A 720-nucleotide genomic window follows, 5' to 3' on the forward strand; every position below is an offset into this window, starting at 1 on the left:
GGTTGGCCTTGAAGGCCTTGAAGGTCTCCAGGAACACCGGATTGGGAATCACACGGATTTTCAGGCCGTCCAGATCTTCCGGCCTGGTGATGGGGCGTTTGCTGTTGGTGACATTGCGAAAGCCCAGGTCCCAATAACCCAGTGCGATCAGTCCCTTCTCCGGAAGTTTTGCGATGAGYGCCTGGCCCAGCGGGCCGTCAAGAAGCGCGTCCGCCTGCGCAAAGTTTGCGACTGAAAAAGGAAAATCGACCAGGCCGAATTCCTTGACGATGCCCGCCAGAGAGGTGGTGGCCGGCGCCGACATTTCCTGCACGCCGCCTTGCAGGGCGGACTGCTGCTGCAGCTCATTGCCCAGCGTTGAAGCCGGAAATTCCTGCACCTTCATCTTGCCGCCGCTCTTGGCTGCCAGCAGTTCACTGAAACGCTTGACGCCAAAACTTACCGGGTGGTCGGCATTGTTGAGGTGGCCGAACTTGATGGTGCGCTCCTGGATGTCCTGGGCCAACGCCGGGGCGGATGAAAGCGCCAGCAGCGCGGCTGCCAGGGTCAGTGACCTGCGATTGAACTGCATCTGGATGTCCTTTTATTGCGGAGAAAGAGGGGGAGGGCAAAGGGGCGGGGCAAGGCTGTTCGGCCAGATCGCACCCCAGACCGGCGAATCATCCGATAAAGTGGAAAGTCTTTCCATAATGGAAAACCATTATTATTTGAAGTGCAACC

The 720-nt window shown here is 58.1% G+C and carries 1 protein-coding gene; it reads right to left on the reverse strand.

Annotation, left to right across the window (positions count from 1 at the left end; all coding sequences use genetic code 11):
• Positions 1 to 571, reverse strand: a 571-nt coding sequence (gene dctP, locus AC1D1X_RS24960; protein ID WP_477699582.1) for a TRAP transporter substrate-binding protein DctP, incomplete at its 3' end; no start/stop codon positions are given.
• Positions 572 to 720: the final 149 nt, after the last annotated feature.

This window comes from Polaromonas sp. P1_G4, assembly GCF_056405475.1.